The 15,427-nt window shown below is 60.6% G+C and carries 14 protein-coding genes, 2 tRNA genes and 1 pseudogene; 6 read left to right on the top strand and 11 right to left on the bottom strand.

Annotated elements, in window-relative coordinates; all coding sequences use genetic code 11:
• Nucleotides 1-393: 393 nt before the first annotated feature.
• The 4 genes from rplI to thiL form a co-directional block, all read right to left on the bottom strand.
• Nucleotides 394-834: a 50S ribosomal protein L9 gene (gene rplI, locus QZL63_RS02495; RefSeq protein WP_022307759.1), complete on the bottom strand. Its 441-nt coding sequence runs from the start codon at nucleotides 832-834 to the stop codon at nucleotides 394-396.
• A gap of 18 nt (nucleotides 835-852) precedes the next feature.
• A complete protein-coding gene (gene rpsR / locus QZL63_RS02490; RefSeq protein WP_018694586.1) occupies nucleotides 853-1,131 on the bottom strand; it encodes a 30S ribosomal protein S18 in 279 nt (92 codons plus the stop codon).
• A 3-nt stretch (nucleotides 1,132-1,134) separates the two neighbouring features.
• Nucleotides 1,135-1,479: a 30S ribosomal protein S6 gene (gene rpsF, locus QZL63_RS02485; protein WP_022307758.1), complete on the bottom strand. Its 345-nt coding sequence runs from the start codon at nucleotides 1,477-1,479 to the stop codon at nucleotides 1,135-1,137.
• An 87-nt stretch (nucleotides 1,480-1,566) separates the two neighbouring features.
• A complete protein-coding gene (thiL, locus tag QZL63_RS02480; RefSeq protein ID WP_022307757.1) occupies nucleotides 1,567-2,601 on the bottom strand; it encodes a thiamine-phosphate kinase in 1,035 nt (344 codons plus the stop codon).
• A 95-nt stretch (nucleotides 2,602-2,696) separates the two neighbouring features.
• Here thiL and QZL63_RS02475 point away from each other — a divergent pair, with 95 nt between their 5' ends.
• Complete coding sequence (locus QZL63_RS02475; RefSeq protein ID WP_022307756.1) at nucleotides 2,697-3,272, top strand: adenylate kinase; 576 nt, start codon at nucleotides 2,697-2,699, stop codon at nucleotides 3,270-3,272.
• 268 nt (nucleotides 3,273-3,540) lie between these two features.
• Here QZL63_RS02475 and rpsT read toward each other — a convergent pair whose 3' ends face one another.
• From rpsT to QZL63_RS02450, 5 genes are all read right to left on the bottom strand, one after another.
• Nucleotides 3,541-3,792 carry a 30S ribosomal protein S20 gene (rpsT, locus tag QZL63_RS02470; RefSeq protein WP_022307755.1) on the bottom strand — a complete coding sequence of 84 codons (252 nt, stop codon included), beginning with the start codon at nucleotides 3,790-3,792 and terminating at the stop codon, nucleotides 3,541-3,543.
• Nucleotides 3,793-4,023: 231 nt separating this feature from the next.
• Nucleotides 4,024-4,095 (bottom strand) — tRNA-Glu (locus QZL63_RS02465).
• Between the two features lie 179 nt (nucleotides 4,096-4,274).
• Nucleotides 4,275-5,033: an ABC transporter ATP-binding protein gene (locus tag QZL63_RS02460; RefSeq protein WP_022307754.1), complete on the bottom strand. Its 759-nt coding sequence runs from the start codon at nucleotides 5,031-5,033 to the stop codon at nucleotides 4,275-4,277.
• Nucleotides 5,033-6,034, bottom strand: a complete 1,002-nt coding sequence (locus QZL63_RS02455) for a FecCD family ABC transporter permease (protein ID WP_022307753.1) — start codon at nucleotides 6,032-6,034, stop codon at nucleotides 5,033-5,035. Before QZL63_RS02455 ends, QZL63_RS02460 begins: the two co-directional genes overlap by 1 nt.
• A gap of 3 nt (nucleotides 6,035-6,037) precedes the next feature.
• Nucleotides 6,038-7,207 carry an ABC transporter substrate-binding protein gene (locus QZL63_RS02450; protein ID WP_022307752.1) on the bottom strand — a complete coding sequence of 390 codons (1,170 nt, stop codon included), beginning with the start codon at nucleotides 7,205-7,207 and terminating at the stop codon, nucleotides 6,038-6,040.
• 105 nt (nucleotides 7,208-7,312) lie between these two features.
• Between QZL63_RS02450 and QZL63_RS02445 the strand changes: the two genes are divergently transcribed.
• The 5 genes and pseudogenes from QZL63_RS02445 (at nucleotide 7,313) to QZL63_RS02425 (ending at nucleotide 12,826) form a co-directional block, all read left to right on the top strand.
• A tRNA-Pro gene (locus QZL63_RS02445) sits at nucleotides 7,313-7,387 on the top strand.
• 139 nt (nucleotides 7,388-7,526) lie between these two features.
• Nucleotides 7,527-7,844 (top strand): annotated as a pseudogene (locus tag QZL63_RS02440) (Arm DNA-binding domain-containing protein); the annotation flags it as partial.
• A 412-nt stretch (nucleotides 7,845-8,256) separates the two neighbouring features.
• Complete coding sequence (locus QZL63_RS02435) at nucleotides 8,257-8,724, top strand: lipocalin family protein (RefSeq protein WP_022307750.1); 468 nt, start codon at nucleotides 8,257-8,259, stop codon at nucleotides 8,722-8,724.
• A 304-nt stretch (nucleotides 8,725-9,028) separates the two neighbouring features.
• Nucleotides 9,029-9,412, top strand: a complete 384-nt coding sequence (locus QZL63_RS02430; RefSeq protein ID WP_022307749.1) for an A1S_2505 family phage non-structural protein — start codon at nucleotides 9,029-9,031, stop codon at nucleotides 9,410-9,412.
• 144 nt (nucleotides 9,413-9,556) lie between these two features.
• Complete coding sequence (locus QZL63_RS02425; RefSeq protein WP_022307748.1) at nucleotides 9,557-12,826, top strand: S41 family peptidase; 3,270 nt, start codon at nucleotides 9,557-9,559, stop codon at nucleotides 12,824-12,826.
• A gap of 197 nt (nucleotides 12,827-13,023) precedes the next feature.
• Here QZL63_RS02425 and QZL63_RS02420 read toward each other — a convergent pair whose 3' ends face one another.
• Together QZL63_RS02420 and QZL63_RS02415 are read right to left on the bottom strand one after the other, a co-directional pair.
• Nucleotides 13,024-14,607 carry a peptide chain release factor 3 gene (locus tag QZL63_RS02420; protein WP_022307747.1) on the bottom strand — a complete coding sequence of 528 codons (1,584 nt, stop codon included), beginning with the start codon at nucleotides 14,605-14,607 and terminating at the stop codon, nucleotides 13,024-13,026.
• A gap of 3 nt (nucleotides 14,608-14,610) precedes the next feature.
• A partial coding sequence (locus QZL63_RS02415; RefSeq protein ID WP_290585662.1) for an L-aspartate oxidase occupies nucleotides 14,611-15,427 on the bottom strand: 817 nt, incomplete at its 5' end.

Here is a 15,427-nt window from a genome sequence, read left to right as displayed (position 1 = left end):
GGAGCGAGGAGACGCGGCAACGGACTCTGGGAAGCATCTATGGGCCGGAACTTCAGTGAGGAAGGCACCCCGGAGTCCGGCTCGATGCAGGGTGTGGCACGCGCGGAATTGGATTCGCTCTCCCCGGCAGCCCCTCTCCCTCGGGGCACTGTGGGGACGCTTTGGAACGGTTTTGTGGGCAGGGATTCTGACGGACACAGTGTCGGAACAACGGAGATCTTGCTTCCGTGCCGCCGGTTTGCGTGGTTGCCGGATTCCGGGCTGCAGATCCTCCGTACACGTCGTGCCGGCAGAGCCTTTCGGGCCTGGCCGCATGCCGATCCAGACCAATGAAAACGAAAAAAGAGCTTTCCCGCGAGGAAAGCTCTTTTGCTTGATGAGTCGCTTGCGACCTTATTCTGCAGTGGTAACCGAGAATTTGATCGTAGCCTTGACCTCCTTGTGCAGGCGGGCCGTAGCCTCGTACTCGCCGACGGTCTTGATCGCATCGACGCTGATCTGCTTGCGATCCACCGTGATGCCTTTGGCGGCGAGAGCCTCGGCCAGGTCGGCAGCGGTCACCGTACCGAAGAGCTTGCCCTCCTCGGCCTTGACAGCCAGCGACAGCGGCAGGTTGGCGATCGTCTCGGCCAGAGCCTGTGCGTCGGCAAGGATCTTGGCATCCTTGTGGGCACGCTGGCGCAGGTTCTCGGCCAGCACCTTCTTGGCCGTAGCCGTGGCGGCCTTGGCGATGCCCTGCGGGATCAGGTAGTTGTTTGCATAACCGGGCTTCACGTTCACGATGTCGTTGGCGTAGCCCAGATTCTCCATATCTTTGATCAGAATGACTTCCATTGTAATGTCCTCCTTAAATTATTTCATACAATCGGTTACGAAGGGCAGAATGGCGAGGTGACGCGCACGCTTCACGGCCTGTGCGACCTTCTTCTGGAACTTCTGCGAGGTACCCGTCAGTCGGCGGGGAAGGATCTTGCCCTGTTCGTTGAGGAACTTCTTGAGGAATTCGCCGTCCTTGTAATCAACGTACTTGATGCCGAGTTTCTTGAAGCGGCAGTACTTCTTCTTCTTGACGTCTACCGATACGGGATTGAGGTAACGGATTTCCGACTGTGCTTTGTTCTCCTGTGCCATGGTTTACTCCTCCTGCTTGTTAGAAAGTTTTGCACGACGTTTCTCCGAATACTCTACGGCGTACTTGTCCTGCTTGAAAGTTAAGAAACGGATCACGCGCTCGTCGCGGCGGTACTGCGTCTCGAGCGTGTTGATGAGCGAGCCCTCGCCCGTGAACTCCATCAGGAAGTAGAACCCGGTGGTCTTCTTCTGAATGGGGTATGCGAGCTTGCGAAGCCCCCACGACTCCTTGTTCACAATCTGACCGCCGTTCTCGGTGATGACGCCCTGGAATTTGTCAGCGACCTCCTGCACCTGTGCATCCGAGAGGACCGGCGTGACAATGAAAACGGTTTCGTAATTGTTCATAATACCTTTTGATTAATGGTTAATCCCTTTTCGGGACCGCAAAGATAGGAAGAATTTCCCAATGATGGTAATTTTCAGCGTCTTTTTTTACTTCTCGGGAAACCCCTGGGCCCGGAGGCGGATGTCCTGTCCGTCGGGGGTGACCAGGAAGGCGCCTGTCGATGCGGGGGTGATGTGGCCGATGACGTCCACCAGCCCGAGCCGCATCACCTGCTCCTGCATGGCGAGCGGCACGGTGAAGAGCAGTTCGTAGTCTTCGCCTCCGTTGAGCGCCGCCACGACCGGGTCCATGTGCATCTCGTCGGCCAGCGCCGAGGTCTGCCGTGCGATCGGAATCCGGTCGAGGTAGATTCGTACGCCGCATTGCGAGGCCTTGCAGAGCTGCATGAGGTCGCTCGCGAGCCCGTCCGAGAGGTCGATCATCGACGTGGGGAGGATCTGCTCCTCACGCAGCGCTTCGATGATGTCGGTGCGCGGGCGGGGCTTGAGGTACTTCTCGAGCAGGTATTCGTAGCCCTTGAACTGCGGTTCGGGGTTCTTGACGTCGGAAAGGACGCGCTTTTCGCGCTCGAGCAGCCGCAGGCCCATGTAGGCGGCGCCGAGGTTGCCCGTCAGGCAGACCAGGTCGTTCTGCCGGGCTCCGCTGCGGTGGACAATCTGCTCCTGCGGGGCATGCCCCAGGGCCGTCAGGCCGATCGTCAGCCCGTTCATCGAGGCCCGCGTGTCGCCGCCGACAAGGTCGATCTCCTGTTCCTTGCAGGCGAAGCGTATCCCTTCGTAGAGGTCCTGCAGGGCCTCTACGGGCAACTTGGACGAGACGCCCAGCGAGACGGTCAGCTGCGAGGGACGGGCGTTCATGGCCAGCAGGTCGCTGATGGCCGCCGTCACGACCTTGTATCCCAGGTGTTTGAGCGGGAAGTAGGTGAGGTCGAAATCGATCCCCTCGAAGAAGGTGTCGGTCGTACAGAGCATCGCCTCACCGGCCGGGGGCATGATCACGGCGGCATCGTCGCCGACACCCCGCAGGGTCGAGGCGTTCCGTGCGGGAAAATCCTGCGTCAGCAGGTCGATGAGTCCGAACTCGCCCAGCGTGGCGATCTCGGTGCGTTTCTTGGCTTCCATGGGAATGTGAAATTTTTTACAAATCTAACGATTCTTTGCCGTTTCTCAAAAATTACAGTAATTTTGTCCGAACAATCACAAAAACGGATTCGGTTATGATAAACATCGTTTTATTCGGTGCTCCGGGCTGCGGAAAAGGTACGCAGGCGCAGCGTCTGAAGGAACATTACGGCATCGACCACGTCTCGACGGGCGAGGTGATCCGTGACGAGATCCGCCGCGGTACGGAGCTGGGCCGCAGCATGGAACAGTATATCAAGGAGGGCAAGCTGGCACCCGATGAGATCGTCATCGGCATGATCGCCAACTACGTCTCCGAGCACAAGGATGCCAAGGGCTGCATCTTCGACGGATTCCCCCGCACGACAGTGCAGGCCGAGGAGTTCGACAAGATCCTGGCCAAGGAGGGCCTGAAGGTCGATATCATGGTGGACATCCATGTTCCGGAGGAGGAGCTGGTCCGCCGGATCCTGCTCCGCGGCAAGGATTCGGGCCGCGCCGACGATGCCTCGGAGGAGGTGATCCGCGGCCGGCTGGACGTCTACCACAAGCAGACGGCCGTGGTGGCCGATTACTACGCCGGGCAGAACAAGTATGCATCGGTGGACGGCGTGGGTACGATGGACGAGGTCTTCGACCGGATCGCGGCCGTCATCGACGCCCTCAAGTAGCAATCTGCTGTATTGCGCCGCCCCGGCCGTATCGCGAGGTACGTCCGGGGCGGCGGCGTTTTCAGGCTGCAGCCGCACGGGGCCCTTCGGGCGGATCTGGGGATGCGCGGTCCTACCTCCATGCCCGCAAGTCCGAACGATCCGGTAGCCTCCTCTCTTGGAAAGTCCCGTCCTCCGGACAAGAGTGCCGGACTTCGGCGAACAAAAAAAGCTGACTTTGAAAAGTCAGCTTTTTGCTTGAAAGCGGATTCCCGCCGATCCCGCAGAATTAGAGTGCGTTCACGTGAAGCTGGATGGCGCTCTTCAGGTTGGCAGCCTTGTTCTTGTGCATGATGTTGTGCTTGGCCAGCTTGTCGAGCATCGACGTAACCTTCGGCAGGAGCGCTTCGGCTGCGCTCTTCTCGGTCGTCGTACGCAGAGCCTTCACGGCGTTGCGGGCCGTCTTGTGGAACAAGCGGTTGTGTGCGCGCTTGGTCGCCGTCTGACGGATTCTTTTCTTCGAGGACTTATGGTTTGCCATAATTCGTGTAAGTTTATTTTTTTTATTTTTTCAGTCTGCTTGTTGCGACAGCCGTAGCTGCTTTCGGATGGACCGGGGCCCGCTCCTCGTCTTTTCAACACCCGTAGAGCACCTTCCGGCTTCGCCTCCGCCCCTTCCAGCCTCCTTGCGGGTCCGGTCTCCTCCGGTTTCCTGCCTTTTCCGTTCGGCCTTCTTACAGGCGGCGCGCCGCTTTCCGGCACCCCTCGTTTGTAGCCCATAGCAGAATCGAACTGCTCTTTCAAGAATGAAAATCTTGCGTCCTAACCGATAGACGAATGGGCCTTTACCACTATCGCCTCCCGTAAACGGGTTGCTTTAGCGGTGCAAAGGTAAGCAAAAAAGTGACTTGTGCAAAAAAAGTGGTGAAAAAATGTGAAAAAGAGCGGCAAAACGGCCCGGTGTCGTCCGGAGCGGCGGCTGCGGGACGGACCGTAGAGGCTCTGCCGCCGTCGGCGGGCCGGTCAGCGCAACCGTACGGTGCGGGTCGCGGCGTCGAAGCAGGCGCTCTCTCCGGCGAAAAGCCGCTCGATCAGTCCGCTGCGCACCATTTCATCGCAGGGGAGATGGTGCAGGTGCGGCGTGTCGATCAGGGCGATTCCGTCGCAGAGCGAGAGGGCGACGTCAAGATCGTGGGTCGAGAAGAGGATGCACTTGCCCTCGTCGTGGGCCAGCCTGCCGAGGAGCGTCGCCAGTTCGTAGCGGTTCGGCAGGTCGAGGAACGCCGTGGGTTCGTCGAGCAGGATCACGGGGGTGTCCTGTGCCAGCGCCCGGGCGATCATGACCCGCTGGCATTCGCCGTCGGACATGCGGTCCATCGTCTTGCGGGCAAAGCCGCCCATGCCGACCAGTTCGAGCGAGCGGGCCACGATGCGGCGGTCCTCCTCGTGCAGGCGGCCGATCCAATCGGTGTAGGGAGCGCGTCCCAGGGCCACGACGGCTTCGCACGTGAGGTTGGCGATCCGCACCTTGTCGGTGGTGACGAACGAGATCGTTGCGGCTCGTCGTTGCGGCGTGAGGGTGTCGAGCGGCTCCCCGCACAGGTCGATGCGGCCGCCGGCAAGCGGTCCCAGTCCGGCGACGGCGCGCAGCAGGGTGCTCTTGCCCGTGCCGTTGCGGCCGATCAGGGCCGTTAGGGTGCGGTCGGCGAATTCGGCCGAGACCTCCTGCAGCAGGGTGCGGCTGCCGTAGGCGAGCGAGATGCGGTGGAGTGTGAGGCTCATCAGAAGAGGGTGCGGTTACGGGTGACGACGAAGATCACGACCGGGATGCCCAACAGGGCCGTGAGCGTATTGATCGGGAGCGCCAGCTGCTTGGCCGCCAGGTCGCAGACCAGCAGCAGTGCGGCACCCGTGAGCATCGAACCGGGCATCAGGATGCGGTGGTCGGCCGAGGCGAAGAGCATGCGGGCGATGTGGGGCACGGCCAGGCCGATGAAACCGACCGGCCCGCAGAAGGCCGTGATGGTTCCGGCCAGCAGAACCGTCGAGAGGAAGATCAGCGTCCGGGCCCGCTGTACGTTGAGCCCCATCGTGCGGGCATAGTTTTCGCCGAGCAGCAGCAGGTTCAGGGGTTTGATCACTGCGACCGCGAGTACGAGACCCGCCCCGACGATCGGCAGCACGAGGGCCAGCTGGCTCCCCGTGACGTCGCCCAGCGATCCCATTGTCCAGATGACGAACGACTTGAGGGCGTTTTCGTTCGAGAGGTACTGCAGGATTTCGACTACGGCGCTCACCCCCGAGCCGAACATCATGCCGAGGATCAGGATCACCATGATGTCCTTGATCCGGCGGCTGACGGCCATGATCAGCGCCAGCACGAGAGCCGACCCGAGCCAGGCGGCGCCGGCGATGCCGAGCGATTGGACGAAGGCATGGCTTCCGATTCCGAGCAGTGGAGCCCCGAGCAGGAAGATCGCCACGCCGAGCGAAGCGCCCGAACTGACGCCCAGCACGTAGGGCCCGGCCAGCGGGTTGCGGAAGAGGGTCTGCATCTCCAGTCCGCTGGCGGCCAGTGCAGCACCGGCGGCAACGGCCATGACGGCCTTCAGCAGACGGATCTTGAGGATGATGTCCCGCGTGGCGGGGTCGCACACGCCTCCGGTCAGGGCGGCCCAGACATCACCGGCGGCAACGGGAACCGAGCCCGAGGCGAGGTCGGCGACGAAGAGTGCGGCGGTGAGCAGCGTCAGCAGCGTGAAGAGGAGGGCCGTGCGGTTCATCGTCTATTCGAGGCGTTTGTAGTACCACAGCGAGTCGGCGTCCCCACCGGAAAAGATGGTGCGCAGGTCGCGGAGAATCCGGTCGGGACGGACGTTGCCCGACTCCCAGAAATCGGAGCCGCCCGACGGGGTCTGGCGGCGGTTGTTGTTGAAGACGCGGCGCTCCTTCACGGCCGGCACGTCGGCGAATTTCGGATTCTGCGCCGTCAGCTCCGCGAGCGTGTTGCAGCCCCCGACGTTGATCCACACGTCGGCCTGGCGGGCCAGCAGGTAGGCCTCCTCCATGTCGATGGGTTGCGAGGCGTTCGTGTCGTTCTGCGGGTAGATGTATGCGCCGCCGGCATCCTCCACGAGGCGGACCATGTAGCTGCTGCGTGGCGGCATGAACCATGTGTCGCGGTAGGGGGTGTTGAGCATCACCTTCGGGCGGCCGGCAGCCGGGGTGGCCTTCAGTGCCTCGTAGCGGGCTGCGATGTGTCGCAGCGTGTCGGTGCCGGTCTCGCGCCGGTTGCAGAGTTCGGCAATCGCAACGAGCCATTCGGCCTTTCCGAGCGGGGAGTTCTCGACATAGTCGCCCACATATACATAAGGTATGCCCAATTCGCGGAGCTTGCCCGTCACGGCGACGTTTTCTCCCGTTACGCCGTAGAGCAGGACGATGCCGGGCCGCATCGAGGCCAGCCGTTCGAAGTCGATGTTCGAGTCGAACCCGATGTCATGGACCTTCCCGGCCTGCCGGTTCTCCTGAATGCGCGGATTGGAGATGTAGTCGATGCCCGAAACGCCCGAAATGCGGTCGGTCTCTCCTAAGGCGTCGAAGAAGGCGATGTGTCCCGAAGACATGCAGACGACGCGCTCGACCGGGGCGCGGACCACGGTGCCGTTGAATGCGGCGGGAGCTTCGGCGTCGCCCCGCAGGACGAGCAGGTGCTGCTCGATGTCGGATGCTCCCTGCCACGGGTTGCGGACGGTGATGAGTGTCGGGGCCTCGGAGGCTGCGCTTCGGTCCGCGAGCGACAGACTGTCGGCGGCGAGCCCGCGTATGTCGAATCCCGTGGCGTAGGCCGGGGCATATATGGTCTCGGTGAAGGCCCCGGGATCGAGCCGGGGAGTGCCGCAACTGCCGAAGCAGAGGGCGGTCAGGAGGGCCAGGAGGAGTGAAATTCGTTTCATTTCCGCAAAAATAGAAAAAAATATGGCAGAAATGTGTTTGTTTCTGAAAAAAGTACTATATTTGCAATCCCAAACGGAGAGGTAATTCTCCCGGAGGGCAAGGATCGGGGCGTAGCTCAGTCCGGTTAGAGTACACGTCTGGGGGGCGTGTGGTCGCTGGTTCGAATCCAGTCACCCCGACTGAAGAAAAGGCTTGACAATCTGACGATTGCCGAGCCTTTTTCGTTTCTGGCAGGTTGTTCGCGCAGGGGCTTCCGACCCCGTTTTTGCGGCATTTTACGCAGGGTGTGTAAACCGTGGTGTAAACCGCCAAAAGGCTATGGACGCCACAATTTCAGTCATTTGCTTCAAAAGCAAGACCCTCGCCAACGGGGAGCATCCGCTCATGTTGCGCATTACGAAGGATCGTAAACGGACGATGAAGAGTCTGGGTGTGTCGGTCGATCCCAAATTCTGGAATTTTGACACCAACCAACCCAAACCCAACTGTCCGAATCGACAGTTGATTCGCCAGATCATGCTGAAATATGAATCCGAGTACAACGGGAAGATTCTGGCGAAAGAGATGAATGAGGAGGAATTTACCCCGCAGATGATTGTTGCCGAGCAAAAGGGGCGAATCAAGGCGCAGACTTTGCCAGACGGACTGATGACCGACTGCAGGGTCTGTTTTTATGTAACGACTGAATAAATACGGCTATGCTTGCACCATAGAATCATAAATACGAGCAACAACACCCGAACGGGCAAGATGTTTTGCATTTTCCGCCGAATGTGTTACTTTTGCAGTAACATATTGAATACACGGAAAGTGTAGCTTATTCTCGTCAAACGAACGTAGGAAATTCGGATAAGGTAGAGAAAGGCTAACATCTTGCCGCGTCATATCCATTCGTGGATATAGGCGTGGTGTTGTTGCTTATTTATACCTTAGGTTTCCTACGACCTGTTTGACTAAATAAGTTTTCAGCACCGCGCTTTCTGTTTTTTTACCCAAACTTTAACCGTCGTACGGGTGCTGGGACGACAAACAAAAACTTATTACAACAATGAAAAAGTTGTTTTTCTTTGCGGCCGCTCTGTTTGCGGCAGTCTCGTTTTCGGCATGCTCCGATGATGACAAAGACGATAACAAAGATGCGTCGATCGTCGGAACATGGCAGATTACACGTGAGGTCGGCTATGAAATTGTGCCAGGAGAAGGTAAATTTGATAAGGATATAACCTATCCGATCGATGATGTGAACGACGATTACGGGTTCTATTACACCTACACATTCAATGAGGATGGATCGGGCACATACAAAAGTTTTAATTATTATGAAAACAACCAATTGCAGGAAGAATGGCCCTTAAAATATTCTATCTCAAACAATGTTTTGACAATTCCCCAAGAATATGAATATAATGGGACATTTAAAATCGAACAATTAACGAAAACGCAACTCGTCCTTTTCGAGGAAATAGACGATGACGGTTATAAAGCAGCAATAACATATACATTTAAGAGAATCTGATTTGCGCTTGCCGAATAAAAAGTGACAGACTTTGCGGAAGGGTTCATCCGTAAGACCTTTTGCGGAGTCTGTCATTTTTTGTGCTTGTTTTTCTGATAATCTTATATTTATTGGCGGAAACGGTGCGAGACCAGGGATGGACGGGCGGACAAACGGGTGAACTCGTTCGGATATCTTTTGGAAGTCAATCCAATACCGATCCCGTACACAATACCCGACGGACGGGGTAATGGCTTGTTTGCTGCGAAATACTCCTGTCGCGGCGGTTGTATTTTTTTGTATCTTTACAACAAAACGCATCACTATGAGAACGACACCTGACCGCATCACGGAGCTTCGGCCCGGGGAGATATTCGTATTCGGCAGCAACCTGGCGGGCATGCACGGCGGAGGTGCTGCCCGGTTGGCCAGCCTGAAGTTCGGGGCCGTCTGGGGACAGGGGGTTGGGCTGCAGGGAGAGAGCTATGCCATCCCCACCATGCAGGGCGGAGTGGAGACGATCCGTCCCTATGTGGACGAGTTCATCGGTTTCGCCCGGCAGCATCCCCGGATGACGTTTCTCGTCACGGAGATCGGCTGCGGGATTGCGGGTTTCACGCCCGCGGAGATCGCTCCGCTGTTCGAAGCGGCCCGTCGGGTGGAGAACATCCACCTCCCCGCGCGGTTCTGGGACGTACTCGGCCGGTGATTCGTTGTGTCCCCGCCGGGCGGAGCGCGCGGTGCGGCCCGGGCTTCAAGGACGCATTTTCGGGGTCGATTCGCGGGCTTTTCGCGGATAAATTCCTATCTTAGCACGGAATAATTCCAGTTTTACCGCAAAAACCAAGAACCGATGAAGAAGCTGTTTCTCTGTATGGCCCTCGGCCTGGCGGCGGAATGGGCGCTTGCCGCCGAGCCGCTGTGGCTGCGCGATGTGAAGATTTCGCCCGACGGGCAGCAGATCGCCTTCTGCTACAAGGGCGATATTTACAAGGTGGCGGCCGACGGCGGCAAGGCCGTGCAGCTGACCACGCAGGAGTCGTATGAATCGAGCCCCGTCTGGAGTCCCGACGGGACGCGGATCGCCTTTGCCAGCAACCGCGAAGGCGGTTCCGACCTATATGTCATGTCGTCCGAGGGCGGTCCCGCCCGGCGGATCACCTTCAATTCCGCCTCGGAGGTCTCCACGGCCTTCTCTCCCGATGGGGAATATGTTCTTTTCGTAGCCTCGATCCAGGATCCGGCCGCCAGTGCCCTGTTCCCGAAATCTTCGATGCCCGAACTTTATCGTGTGCCCGTGGGGGGCGGACGTGTCGAACAGGTGCTGGGCACTCCGGCCGAGGCGGTCTGCTTCGGCCGCGACGGCAGCTTTTTTCTCTATCAGGACCGCAAAGGCGGTGAGGACGAGTGGCGCAAGCACCATACCTCGTCGATCACCCGCGATATCTGGCTCTACCGTCCGGCCGACGGCAGCCACGTCAATCTGACGCAGCGAGCCGGCGAGGACCGCAATCCGGTGCTTTCACCCGACGGGGCGCAGGTCTACTTCCTCAGCGAGCGCGACGGAGGGTCGTTCAACGTCTACTCGTTCCCGCTGGACAACCCGGCCGAGGCAACTGCCGTGACCCATTTCCGCACGCATCCCGTGCGTTTCCTTTCGGTGGGTGACAACGGCACGCTGTGCTATGCCTACAACGGCGAGATCTATACCCAGCCGGCCGGCGGCAAGCCCCGCAAGGTGGTGATCGACCTTACGCGCGACGATGCCGGGCAGGAGACCATCTTCCACTTCACCTCCGGGGCTTCGGACCCGGCCGTGTCGCCCGACGGCAAGCAGATCGCCTTCACGGTGCGCGGCGAACTCTTCGTGACCTCGGTCGAGTACGGCACGACGAAGCGGGTGACCGAGACGGCCGCCACGGAGAGCGACGTGACGTGGGGCGCCGACAACCGGACGCTGGTCTATGCCAGCGAGCGGGACGGCAAATGGGACCTTTATCGGGCGACGATCGTGCGCGATGAGGAGAAAGGATTCCCCAACGCGACGGTGCTCCGCGAGGAGCGGCTGCTGCCCGAGTCGAAACTCGAGCGTACCTGCCCGCAGTTCTCGCCCGACGGCAAGCAGCTGGCCTTCATCGAGGACCGCAACCGGCTGATGGTCGTCGATCTCGACTCGAAGAAGGTGCACCAGGTCACCGACGGCAGCACGTGGTACGGGACCGGCGGCGGCTTCGACTACCGCTGGTCGCCCGACGGGCGGTGGTTTGCCCTCGAGTTCATCGGCAACCGCCACGACCCCTATTCGGATATCGGTCTGGTCAGCGCCGAGGGCGGTGAGATCACGAACCTGACCCGCAGCGGTTACTTCAGTTCGTCGCCGCGGTGGGTGCTCGACGGCAATGCCATCCTCTTCGAGACCGACCGCTACGGCATGCGGGCCCACGCTTCGTGGGGTTCGCTGAGCGACGTGATGCTCGTCTTCCTCAATCAGGATGCCTACGACAAGTTCCGCCTGAGCAAGGAGGACTACGAACTGCGCAAGGCCCTCGAGGAGGAGCAGAAGAAGGCCCGCGAGAAGGCCGAGCGGGAGAAGAAAGCCAAGGAGAAGGGCAAGAAGTCGGACAAGGAACAGGAGGCTGCTGCGAAGGAGAAGGAGGAGACGCCGGCCGTTGAGCCGATCGTGGTCGAGCTCGAGGGAATCGAGGACCGCATCGCGCGCCTGACGCCGAACTCGTCGAACCTCGCTTCGGCGATCGTGGACAAGAAGGGCGAGACGCTCTATTACCTGGCGTCGTTCGAGAAGGGTTTCGACCTCTGGAAACTCGACCTGCGCAAGCGGGATCCGCAGCTGGTGTCGAAGAATGCCGGTTACGGCCGCTTCGAGATGGACGGCGAGGGGACGATCTTCCTCCTGGGCGGGCAGCTCCGCAAGCTCGACGGGTCGAATCTCAAGCCGGTGACCTTCTCGGCGCGGATGAAGATGGATCTGGCCGAGGAGCGTGCCGCCATGTTCCAGCATGTCTACATGCAGCAGAAGCAGCGCTTCTACACGGAGCAGATGCACGGGGTCGATTGGGAGGCCATGACGGCCAATTACCGCCGCTTCCTGCCCCACATTGCCAACAATTTCGATTTTGCCGAGCTGCTGAGCGAGTGGCTCGGGGAGCTCAACGTCTCGCACACCGGCGGCCGCTACTCCGCGCGGGGTGCCGTCGAGGCGACGGCCAGTCTCGGCCTGCTCTTCGACTGGGACTATGCCGGCAAGGGGCTGATGGTGGCCGAGGTGGTGGCCAAGGGGCCGTTCGACCACGCCAACTCGAAGGTCCGCAAGGGCGTCGTCATCGAGAAGATCGACGGCGAGGAGGTGACCCCCGAGAACGACTGCTCGCTGCTGCTCAACGGCAAGGCGCACCGCAAGACCCTCGTGTCGCTCTACGACCCCGAAAGCCGCGAGCGGTGGGAGGAGGTCGTGCTGCCGATCACCTCCGGAGCTTTCTCCGACCTGCTCTATACGCGCTGGGTGAAGCAGCGGGCGGCCGATGTGGACCGCTGGTCGAACGGACGTCTGGGTTACGTGCACATCCGCTCGATGGGCGACGAGAGTTTCCGTGACATCTATTCCGATATCCTGGGCCGTTACAACGACCGCGACGGCATTGTGATCGACACGCGCTTCAACGGCGGCGGCCGCTTGCACGAGGACATTGAGGTGCTCTTCAGCGGCCGGAAGTATGTGACGCAGGTCATCCGCGGGCGCGAGGCGTGCGACATGCCCAGCCGGCGGTGGAACAAGCCTTCGATCATGCTCCAGTGCGAGGCCAACTACTCGAACGCGCACGGCACGCCGTGGGTCTACAAGCACCAGGGACTGGGCAAGCTGGTCGGCGCACCCGTGCCGGGAACCATGACCAGCGTCTCGTGGGAGACCCTGCAGGATCCGTCGCTGGTCTTCGGCATTCCCATTATCGGTTACCGCCTGCCCGACGGCAGTTATCTGGAGAACAAGCAGCTCGATCCGGACATCCTGGTGCTCAACGCGCCCGAGACGGTCGTGCAGGGGGAGGATACGCAGTTGCGGACGGCTGTCGAGGAGCTGCTGAAGGAGATCGACTCCGTGAAGTGATCCGCCGGAGGCGGGCGGGACGGTGGGTGCCGCTCAGCTTTGGGCCAAATGCAAATCGGGCCGCTGCCGGGATTCCGGCGGCGGCCCGATCTGTATGTTGGAGCGGTTGGAGGCGTCGGGGTGTCGATCCCGGCGGCAGACCGGCCGGTCGGGGCGGATTACCGTCCCGGGTCATCGGAGCCCCCTTCCTCCGTGGGTCAGAACTCCGAGGTGAAGTGGAACCGGATCTCCTTGAAATTCTCCTGGGCCAGGGCCAGGGCGTAGCTCGTGTCGGCCAGGAAGACGTCGCGTCCGTGCTTGTCCACGGCCATGTTGGTGTGCTTGCGGCGCTTGAAGTCGGCCAGCTGTGCGGCGTTGTCGCTCTCGATCCAGCAGGCCTTGTAAATCGAGATGGGCTCCCAGCGGCATGCGGCGTTGTACTCGTGCTCGAGGCGGTACTGGATCACCTCGAACTGCAGGGCGCCCACCGTGCCGATGATCTTGCGGCCGTTGAGCGACGAGGTGAAGAGCTGTGCCACGCCCTCGTCCATGAGCTGGTCGATGCCCTTGGCCAGCTGCTTGAACTTCAGCGGGTCGGCATTCTCGATGTAGCGGAACTGCTCGGGGGCGAACGACGGGATGCCCGTGAACTTGAGCTTTTCGCCCTCGGTGAAGGTGTCGCCGATCTTGAAGTTGCCCGTGTCGTGCAGGCCCACGATGTCGCCCGGATAGGCGAAGTCGATCACCGACTTCTTCTCGGCCATGAAGGCCGTCGGTGAAGAGAACTTCATCTGTTTGCCGCTGCGGACGTGGAGGTAGTTGCGGTTGCGCTCGAACGTGCCCGAACAGATCTTCAGGAAGGCGATGCGGTCGCGGTGGTTGGGGTCCATGTTGGCGTGGATCTTGAAGACGAAGCCCGTCATCTTGGGCTCCGAGGGCTCCACGGTGCGGGTCTCGGTCGGGGCCGGGCGCGGCGAGGGGGCGATGCGGATGAAGCACTCGAGCAGCTCGCGCACGCCGAAATTGTTCACGGCCGAACCGAAGAAGACGGGGGCCAGTTCGCCGCGCAGGTAGGCCTCGCGGTCGAAGTCGTCGTAGACCCCTTCGACCAGTTCGACATCCTGACGCAGCTGGTCGGCATATTTGGCGCCGATGCGCTGGTCCAGTTCGGGCGACGCGAGGTTCGAGATCTCGACCGTCGAGGCGTCGGCCGTCAGTTTCTCGTCCGAGGTGAAGAGCGAGAGGTTCTTCTCGTAGAGGTTGTATACGCCCTTGAAGGTGGGGCCGTTCGAGATGGGGAAGGCCAGCGGCCGCACGCGGATGTGCAGCTCCTTCTCGACCTCGTCGAGCAGGTCGAAGGGCTCCTTCGAGGGGCGGTCGAGCTTGTTGATGAAGACGATCACCGGCGTCGATCGCATGCGGCAGACCTCCATCAGCTTGCGGGTCTGCGCCTCGACGCCCTTTGCGCCGTCGATGACGATGATGACCGAATCGACGGCCGTCAGCGTGCGGTAGGTGTCCTCGGCGAAGTCCTCGTGGCCCGGGGTGTCGAGGATGTTGATCTTGCGGCCTTCGTATTCGAAGCCCATGACGGACGTGGCCACCGAGATGCCGCGCTGGCGCTCGATCTCCATGAAGTCGGAGGTGGCCCCCTTCTTGATCTTGTTGCTCTTGACGGCTCCGGCCACGTGGATGGCGCCGCCGAAGAGGAGCAGTTTTTCCGTAAGGGTGGTTTTACCCGCGTCGGGGTGGGCGATGACGGCGAAGGTCCGCCGGCGTGTGATCTCTTCCTGTAGGGTCATGCGTTATTGCTTGGGGTAATCTATGTTGTAATGGCATCCGACCGACTCCTTGATCTCGCGGCCCTGTTTGATGACCAGGTAGGCCACGGCGATCATGTTGCGCAGTTCGCACAGTTCGCGGTTGGGTTTAGTCTTGTTGTAGAGCTCCTCGGTCTCCTCGAAGAGGATCGAGAGGCGCCGCATGGCGCGCTTGAGTGAGAGGTTCGAGCGCACGATGCCGACGTAGTTCGACATGATCGACTGTACCTCGCGCTTCGACTGGATGAGCATGAGCATCTCCTCGGTGTGCTGCGTGCCCTCGAAGTCCCAGTCGGGAATCCCCTCCTGAAAGTCGGTGCGGTCGATGAGCGAGGCGGTATGGCGTGCGGCCTGGTCGGCGTAGACCACCGCCTCGATGAGCGAGTTGGAGGCCAGGCGGTTGGCGCCGTGAAGTCCCGTGCAGGAGGTTTCGCCCAGAGCGTAGAGCCGCTTGATGGAGGTCTGCCCGTTGGTATCGACCCGCACGCCGCCGCAGCAGTAGTGGGCCGCCGGGGTGACGGGGATCCAGTCCTTCGTGATGTCGATGCCGATCGAGAGGCACTTCTCGTAGATGTTGGGGAAGTGGCTGCGGACGGAATCGGGGTCCTTGTGCGTCACGTCGAGGTAGACGAAGTCCTCGCCGCGGCGCGTCATTTCGCGGTAGATGGCCCGGGCCACGACGTCGCGCGGTGCGAGCGATTTCATCGGGTGGTACTTGTCCATGAACTCCTCGCCCGACTGCAGGCGCAGGATGGCCCCGAAACCGCGCATGGCCTCCGTGATGAGGAAGTTGGGCTTCTCG

The organism is Alistipes sp. CAG:268 (genome assembly GCA_000434235.1).
Classification (GTDB): Bacteria; Bacteroidota; Bacteroidia; order Bacteroidales; family Rikenellaceae; genus Alistipes; species Alistipes avistercoris.
Note: the sequence above shows the minus strand (reverse complement) of the source record. Positions and strands in the feature narration are given on the sequence as shown.